Source organism: Rothia sp. HMSC068E02, from assembly GCF_001813565.1.
Taxonomy (GTDB): Bacteria; Actinomycetota; Actinomycetes; order Actinomycetales; family Micrococcaceae; genus Rothia.
In genome coordinates, this window is record NZ_KV812875.1 from 119,430 (window position 1) to 127,173 (window position 7,744).

Below are 7,744 nucleotides of genomic sequence, written 5' to 3' on the forward strand. Positions count from 1 at the left end.
GGTTGAGTCTGAACGGTGCACACCCTCATAATGGTTGAGTTCTTGGGCTGGCACGGGCCCATTCACCCTCGACTGATTGTGGTTATGTCTTCTCCTACCGTAGCTATTCTGGTCCGTACAAAGGACCGCCCCCGCTTCTTGAGCCGCGCGCTGGAGAATATTGCGCAGCAGACCTTCACCGACTACACGGTCTGCGTGATTAACGACGGAGGCGACGAGCAGGCAACCCGCGCCGTCATTGAGGCTTCCCCGCTGGGTTTGCTGGGTTCTAACGCGCAGGATTCCAGCCGCGTGCAGCTGCTGACCACCGCTGGCGGCAACATGGAGGCGGCATCCAACGCCGGTTTGGCGGCGACCACCTCCGAATACGTGGCGATTCACGATGACGACGACCTGTGGGCACCCGAGTTCCTGGAGCGCACCGTCGCGGCGCTGGAAGAGAGCGGCGCGCTCATGTGCACCACCCGCGTTGTGGAGCGGTACGAACGTGAGAACGCCGACGGCGAGTTCGAGGTGTACGAGGAGCGTATTTTCCACGACGGCCTGCCCGGCATGGGTTTGCAGTTCCTCTTCCGCACGAACCGTGCCGTGCCAATCGGTATTCTCTACCGCCGCAGCCTACACGAGCTGGTCGGTTTCTACGACGAGTCCCTGCCGGTGGTCGGCGACTGGGAGTTCAACATGCGTGCCGCCTCCGTTGCGGATATTCTGCTGGTGGATGAGCCGCTGGCGTACTGGTCGCTACGCCCCGACGCAGAAGGTGCTGAGGCAAATAGCGTGAAGCGTCAGGCTGATCATGCCCGCTTCGATTCGTTGGTGCGTGCCCGCGCTATCCGCGAGGATCTGCAGGCGGGTGCCCGACCCGGTGCGTACCTGTATCAGGCGCATTTGGCGGCTGACCTGGAGCGTCGCGTGATTGACGGGCACGATCTGACCCGCGAATCCCTAGATATTCTGCGCTCTATTGAGAGCCGCCTGGAACGTATCGAGGCCCGTCAGCAGGCTATTGAGAACCGCCAGCAGGCTATTGAGGAGCGTCTGCGGGTTCTGAAGCACCTGCGCACCCCGGGCCGCGCGCTGCGTTCCTTGGCGAAGCGTTCCCTGGTTCGTCGCGGTGCTGAGGCTGGTTCGGCAGAGGCTGGGTCGGCAGATCAGAAGGGCGCATAGCCATGACAGAGAACAATCATTCTTCTACAGCACTGCCCGTTACTGAAGCACCGCGCGTGCTCGTCATTGGCGATATCGGCCAGCACACCTACCACGTGGGCGACGAAGCCATGACCATCGCGAGCGCGGCAGCGCTTTCCGAAGGCGGCGCGGCGGTCACCCTCATGACCCGCGATGTGGGCCATTCGGCGCGCTATATTGGCGCAGCGGTGAATCATGAGGCGGCACAGCATGAGGCGGGCGCGCCCTACGAGTACCTGCCGTTTTTCCTCTTCCCCTGGGCGCCGGCTGAACGCGAGCTGACCCTCGCGGCGCTCGAGTGCGTCCTGACGCAGCTGCACGCCGACCGAGAGCGCCCCTCCACCTCTGAGCTGGTAGCTCTGCCGCAGGTGCAGGCGCTGCCGGAGGTGTTGCATCCGCTGGCGCAGACCGTTGAGCGCATGGTGGAATTCGCGGACGCTATCGCTGCCATGGACGCGGTCGTGGTCTCCGGCGGCGGCAACCTCAACTCCCGCTACGGCTGGCTGCTCTACGAACGCGCCGCCGCGGTGCGTGCCGCCGAGCATGCGGGCGTGCCCGTGTACGTGACCGGCCAGTCCCTGGGCCCGGTCCTCAACCCCGAGGACGCGCAGATCCTGGAGCGCATGCTGCGCACCGCCCGTTCGGTGACGGTGCGCGAACGTTCTTCCCTCGCTTGGTGCCGTGAGCGGGGTATTGACGCGCGCCTGAGCGTAGATGACGCCACCGACTACCCGGTAGCTTCTCCGGCGCGTACTCTGCACTATGCGGAGGGTGTTTCCGCAGGTCAGGCGCTTGATGAGCTGCCGGAGCACTACGTCTGCGTGACCGTCAACGAGTGCACCGACCAGCAGGCACAGCAGATTGCGCGCCTGCTCGACGGCATGTGGCGCGAGCACGGCTACGCACCCGTCTTCCTGAGCCACTACGGTGACCCGCAGGACCCGGCAAGCGGCGATATTCAGGCGCACCAGCGCATCGCCAAGCGGCTCAGCACCTCCACCCCGGCGACCCTGCTGCCGATTCTGCACGCCGACCAGAGCATCGCGGTACACCGCGCGGCGGCGTTCACCCTGACCAGCCGCTACCACCCGGCGGTCTTCTCCGCCGCGGCGGGCATTCCCGTGCTCGCCCTCGTGCCGGACGCATTCACGCAGATGCGCGTGGGCGGCGCCCTGCGCCAGTACGGGCTGGGCGAGTTCACCCTGCCGTTGGGCATGCTCGCCGGCGGTGTTCCCGAGCTGATGGTTGCCGCCGCCCTGCGGCACGCGGCGGTGGCATCGGATGCACGCCGCACCGAGCTGCTGGAGGTTCTGCGCGCCGAGCGCGCCTACCTGCTCACGCAGATTCTTGCATCTGGCGCAGAAAAGCTGGACGAAGTAGAGGCACCCGCCCCCTTCCCCACCGTGGAACAGGTTCCGGCGCTCCCCGAGCCGCTGGGTGCGACCGTCCGTGCCGCACGCGAGCTCTTCACCGAAACCTCCCTCACCGCGGGGTTCGAGTGGGCGATGTCTGACCGGGCTCACTCCTGGGATGCCGAGCACCGCCGGCAGCTCGAGTGTGCCCGCGCAATCGGCGGGTACAGCGCGCACGGTGCGGAACAGACGCGCCCCGTCACCGTTGAGGCTTATTCTGAAGCACCCGCCGAGGCGCATCCCGCCCAGCCGGGTCTGCTGGCGAGGGTGGCGCGCCGCCTCCGCGGCTAGATTCGCGGCTAAGCCCCTTGCACTGAGGTCTCGGTACGCAAGCTGAGGTTTCGGCACGCAAAACCGCCCAAGCCGGGGCGCTAAGCGGGGTTCGGGGCGCGGGGTCTCTCACACTTGCACCCAACACTCCCCTACCCCCTTGTACAGAGCACACGCGCCGGTATGATGGTGCTCATGGCACGCTTCGCAGAGATTCTACGCACTACTGAACAGAACACCCGGCAGTTCGTCCATGAGGGTATTCACCGAGTCCGGGCTGACTTCTTTCAGTCTGTGCAGATTGTTGCGGCATCTATGGGCGCTTGGCTTTTCGCTGAGCACATCCTAGGCCACCAGGAACCCATTTTCGCGCCGGTCGCTGCCCTCGTATCCCTCGGCTATGTAAGCGGTGCTAAGCATTCCCGCCGAATCCTTGAGGTCTCCTTCGGCGTGACCCTCGGCATTCTCATTGGCGACCTTCTGCTGATTCTGCTCGGTCACGGCACCTGGCAGGCGGCAGTGGTGCTTTTCTTGACCGTGATTATTGCCCGATTTATTGATAAGGGCATTATTTTTACGATTCAGCTCAGCTTCCAGGCCTGTTTCACGTTGCTGCTGCCCGTACCTGACGATGCGTTCACCCGCAGTTTCGACGGTATTGTTGGTGGCGCTTTCGCGTTCCTCGCCATGTACCTGATGCCACGCGACCCGCGTAAGAACCCGCGTGAACGCGCGCAGGCTCTCATGGATGCGTTCGCGAAGGTTTTCCAGCTTTCCTCTGAGGCAATCCGCTACTACGACTACAACAAGGCGTACCAGAGCCTGCTTGATGCACGCGCCCTGCAACCGCTGTATGATGCGTGCCGAGGCGACCTAATCACCGCGCAGGGTATGAATGAGCTGTCCTGGAATAGCCGCAAGAGCAAGGGCGAGCTGGCGCGCATGGCAAAGACCCTCGCCGCGGTAGATTTGGCGATCCGTAACGACCGCGTGCTCAACCGCCGCATGGCGTCCACGATTCACCACGTGCAGCTACGCACTGCCGCGCAGCTCTCGCTCAGTGACGCGCTGACCGAGCTGTCGGTGGCGGCACAGAGCCTCGGCTTGGGCATGTCTGCCCCGACAGAGGGCGAACGCGAGCACTACATGATGGAGGCACGCGAGCGCATGATTAAGCTTGCCGGCACCCTCGAGCCGCGCACGATGGGTGTGGCAACCTTTGAGGGCGAGTCACTCGTGCTGATGCTCCGCCTGATTGTGGTGGACTTTATGGAGGCAACCGGTATGTCCCACAAGGACGCCGTGGCGGTTCTGGTGCCCCTGGGTGAGGCGGTCACGAAGCACGCACCGCGTACCTCGGCAATCCCGATTGTTGACGCTGACATGGATGACTCCATGGTGGTTGACGACGTGACCGATAGCGCGGTGAACACCCACCGCACGAACAAGCTCAACACCCGCTCGATCAACATCATGTTGCACGAGAACGAGGAGGAGAGCCGCTCCTCCTAGCGGGGTTCTAGCGGGGTCAGTGGCAACCGTCAAGACACAGCGGAGGGGGCTCCCGGCCGGCATTCACGCCAGCCGGGAGCCCCCTCCTCCGCTATCTCTATGCTGTTGATGCGCGGGTGGCTACTTCTGCGGGAAGAGCAGCGCGAGCGCCTCGCCCAGGGTGGTTACCTCACGCACGGTCACGCCCTCGGGCACGTCCCCCACGCCGGTCGGGGAGGCGGGCACCAGCACGTGCGTGAAGCCCAGGCGGCCCACCTCCGCAATGCGCTGGCGGATGCCCGGCACGGCGCGCACTTCACCGGCCAGGCCCACCTCGCCGAAGACTGCGAGTTTGCGCGGTAGCGGCTTATTTTGCGCCGCCGAGGCAAGCGCCATAACGCACGCCAGGTCGGCGGCGGGCTCGGCAATTTTTGCGCCGCCCACCGTGGATACATAGCAGTCGAGCTTGCCCACGTTCAGCCCGGCGCGGCGCTGCAGCACCGCCAGCAGCATCTGAATACGCGCCGAATCCAGGCCCGAAACGGTACGGCGCGGGGCGGGTGCCACCGCCTGATCCAGTAGCGCCTGTACCTCCGCGAGCAGGGGTCGGCGGCCCTCCATCGTGACGGTCACGCAGGTGCCCGCCACCGGGTGCGGGGTACTGGAGACGAACATGCCGGAGGGGTCCAGCACCGGTGCGATGCCGTCCTCGTGCATGTCGAAGCAGCCCACCTCGTCGGTGGGTCCGAAGCGGTTCTTAATCGCGCGTAGCATGCGGATATTCGAGTGCTTATCGCCCTCGAACTGGCAGACCACGTCCACCAGGTGCTCAAGCAGGCGCGGGCCCGCGATGGTGCCTTCCTTAGTCACGTGACCCACGAGCAGGGTGCACATATTGCGTTCCTTAGCCGCGGCAATCACGGAGGCGGCAACCTCACGCACCTGGGTCACACCGCCGGCGCTACCCTCAACTTCCGCGGAGGCGAGGGTCTGCACGGAGTCAATGACCAGCAGGGAGGGGTTGATCTGCTCAATATGCGCCAGGGCGGTGCCGAGGTCGGTTTCGCTGGTCAGGTAGAGGGTGTCCGCGATGGCGCGGATGCGGTCGGCGCGGAGCTTGACCTGCGCGGCGGATTCCTCGCCGGTAATGTACAGCACCGGGCGCGGCGGCTGGGGTGCGATATTCTGCACCCCCTGCTGTCCCGCACTCCCGGCGGTGCCGCGCGCGAAGGTGGCGGCGACATCCAACAGCAGAGTGGATTTACCCACGCCGGGTTCGCCCGCCATGAGGATGACCGCGCCGGGTACGAGTCCGCCGCCGAGCACGCGATCAAATTCGGGGTTTCCGGTGCTCATGTAGGCGGCTACGCGCGAGTCGACCTCTGCGATAGGCTGGGCGGGTTTCTGCACGCTGGATGCGGCGCGGGTGCGCGCACGGGTGCCTCCGGCGGCTTCTTCGACGGTGCCCCAGGTTTGGCATTCGCCGCAGCGGCCTACCCATTTGGCGGTGGTCCAGCCGCATTCGGTGCAGCGGTAGGCGGGTGCGGTTTTGGTGTTTTTCGTGCGCGCGGTCATGGGTCTATTTTAGGGTCTGGAGCGATATGGCGCGCGGTGTTTGGTCACGGCGAAATGGGGTACCGCAGAACGCATTTTTACTTTTAAATGCAGGTAGTTTCACCTCGTGCACTCCTGTATAAATATCGAGAATATCCGTTCGCTTTTGAGGCACTTTAGCCCGCCGTTCCGCCCCTGACCTGGCTCAATAACCGCCCTTACAGGTACAATGTTTTTTGTGCAGATGAATTATAGTGACCTATTGCTTAAAACTATCGCCCGAATCGCCCCCGGCACCGAGCTCCGCGAGGGCCTGGAACGCATCATGCGTGGCCGTACGGGCGCACTCATCGTACTCGGATCCGACCGCACCGTATCCTCCATGTCGTCGGGCGGTTTCAATATCGACACTGAGTTCTCGGCAACCCGCCTGCGCGAGCTGGCGAAGATGGATGGCGCTATCATCTGCGACCGTGACGCCACCCGCCTACTGCACGCCGGCGTGCAGCTCATGCCGGACGCCTCCATTGAGACAAACGAGTCCGGCACCCGCCACCGCACCGCCGAACGCACCGCGATTCAGACCGGTTTCCCGGTGATTTCGGTGAGTGCCTCGATGTCCGTGATTTCGGTGTACGTTGACGGCACCCGCTACATGGTTGAGGACAGCCAGTACCTGATGGCCCGCGCAAACCAGGCGATTCAGACCCTTGAAAGCTATAAGAAGCGTCTGCGTTCGGTGCTCTCCAGCCTGTCTGCCCTGGAGATTGAGTCGAACGTTTCCCTGGCGGATGTGGCGATGACCCTTCAGCGTATGGAGATGGTGAACCGCATTATCCGCGAGGTCAGCCACTACGTGCTGGAGCTCGGCGTGCACGGCCGCCTCATTGCCCTGCAGCTGGAGGAGCTGCGCGCCCCCGAGATGACCGCTAGCGACCTGATTCTGCGCGACTACCTGCCCGAGGTGAACGACGAGCTGATTACCGCCGGCGTTGAGGCGCTTCAGAACCTGGATGATATGGACATCGTGGATCTGCGCGCGATTTCCCGCGCTGTTGGGTTTGGTGAGAACCCCGACCTGGAGCTTCCCCTGCAACCGCGCGGCTTCCGCCTGCTCGCCGGTATTCCGAGCATTCCGAACGCTATTTCTGAGCGTCTGGTGGAGCGCTTCGGCAGCCTGCAGGCTCTCATGGCGGCATCCCTTGAGGACCTGCGTGCCGTGGACGGTGTGGGTGAGGCTCGCGCCCGCACGGTGCGTGAGCAGCTCTCCCGCATGGCCGAGAGCAGCCTAGAAAAATACATCTAGAAGTACATCTACTCGGCGGCCTTTTCCTGCCTCACAAGGACCTTTTGCATTATGATGTAGTGACAGTGGAGGTTACCCTTCACACCTTGACACCCCAAGGAGGTCACAATGTCGTACTCACGAGCTAAGTATCCGTCGGCTAAGCGCCCCGTCCCGTTCTTCGTATGGGCGTCCCCCATTCTCTTTCTGATTTACCTGCCGTTGCTGTGGTTCAAGGTCATCCCCAATTCCTTTGAGGTGACCGACCTGTCCACCCTGCTGTTGGCGGCACTGCAGTGGACCGCATTCGGTAGCCTGCTCGGGTACCTGGGTGAGCGCCGCTTCGCCAAGCCGCGCGCCTCCAAATAGCGCCACGCAATAGACCTATACAAAAAGCCCCCGTGCCGGAGGATATCTGAACTGCGCCCCGAAACTTGGACGCTATAAATAGTAACCCCTATACGGCCTCCTGCAGGGCCTGAACCCGGTACTCCACCGGGGTCAGGCCCCTAAGCTTTACCTGACGTCTTACTGTATTCCAATG

General features: G+C 63.6%; 7 protein-coding genes. 5 read left to right on the plus strand and 2 right to left on the minus strand.

The window, feature by feature from the left end; genetic code table 11:
* Nucleotides 1–84: 84 nt before the first annotated feature.
* From HMPREF2919_RS01560 to HMPREF2919_RS01570, 3 genes are all read left to right on the plus strand, one after another.
* Nucleotides 85–1,167, plus strand: coding sequence for a glycosyltransferase family 2 protein (locus tag HMPREF2919_RS01560; protein ID WP_049340513.1), 1,083 nt, complete (start codon nucleotides 85–87; stop codon nucleotides 1,165–1,167).
* A 2-nt stretch (nucleotides 1,168–1,169) separates the two neighbouring features.
* Complete coding sequence (locus tag HMPREF2919_RS01565; RefSeq protein WP_049340431.1) at nucleotides 1,170–2,891, plus strand: polysaccharide pyruvyl transferase family protein; 1,722 nt, start codon at nucleotides 1,170–1,172, stop codon at nucleotides 2,889–2,891.
* 162 nt (nucleotides 2,892–3,053) lie between these two features.
* On the plus strand, nucleotides 3,054–4,382 hold the full coding sequence (locus tag HMPREF2919_RS01570; protein WP_049340432.1) for an FUSC family protein: 1,329 nt from the start codon (nucleotides 3,054–3,056) through the stop codon (nucleotides 4,380–4,382).
* 120 nt (nucleotides 4,383–4,502) lie between these two features.
* On the opposite strand, the gene radA is transcribed toward HMPREF2919_RS01570, so the two are convergent.
* A complete protein-coding gene (radA, locus tag HMPREF2919_RS01575; RefSeq protein ID WP_070630054.1) occupies nucleotides 4,503–5,936 on the minus strand; it encodes a DNA repair protein RadA in 1,434 nt (477 codons plus the stop codon).
* 208 nt (nucleotides 5,937–6,144) lie between these two features.
* On the opposite strand from radA, the gene disA reads away from it, so the two are divergent.
* Nucleotides 6,145–7,221: a DNA integrity scanning diadenylate cyclase DisA gene (gene disA / locus HMPREF2919_RS01580; RefSeq protein ID WP_049352358.1), complete on the plus strand. Its 1,077-nt coding sequence runs from the start codon at nucleotides 6,145–6,147 to the stop codon at nucleotides 7,219–7,221.
* 108 nt (nucleotides 7,222–7,329) lie between these two features.
* Nucleotides 7,330–7,569 carry a hypothetical protein gene (locus tag HMPREF2919_RS01585; RefSeq protein WP_005507607.1) on the plus strand — a complete coding sequence of 80 codons (240 nt, stop codon included), beginning with the start codon at nucleotides 7,330–7,332 and terminating at the stop codon, nucleotides 7,567–7,569.
* 88 nt (nucleotides 7,570–7,657) lie between these two features.
* Here HMPREF2919_RS01585 and HMPREF2919_RS09340 read toward each other — a convergent pair.
* On the minus strand, nucleotides 7,658–7,744 hold an 87-nt coding region (locus HMPREF2919_RS09340; RefSeq protein WP_371326253.1), incomplete at its 5' end, for an IS3 family transposase.

Bases quoted from the DNA above. Each gene is read 5' to 3' on its own strand.
- HMPREF2919_RS01560 (WP_049340513.1), top strand. From the start codon at position 85: ATGTCTTCTCCTACCGTAGCTATTCTGGTCCGTACAAAGGACCGCCCC.
- HMPREF2919_RS01565 (WP_049340431.1), top strand. From the start codon at position 1,170: ATGACAGAGAACAATCATTCTTCTACAGCACTGCCCGTTACTGAAGCA.
- HMPREF2919_RS01570 (WP_049340432.1), top strand. From the start codon at position 3,054: ATGATGGTGCTCATGGCACGCTTCGCAGAGATTCTACGCACTACTGAA.
- radA (WP_070630054.1), bottom strand. From the start codon at position 5,936: ATGACCGCGCGCACGAAAAACACCAAAACCGCACCCGCCTACCGCTGC.
- disA (WP_049352358.1), top strand. From the start codon at position 6,145: ATGTTTTTTGTGCAGATGAATTATAGTGACCTATTGCTTAAAACTATC.
- HMPREF2919_RS01585 (WP_005507607.1), top strand. From the start codon at position 7,330: ATGTCGTACTCACGAGCTAAGTATCCGTCGGCTAAGCGCCCCGTCCCG.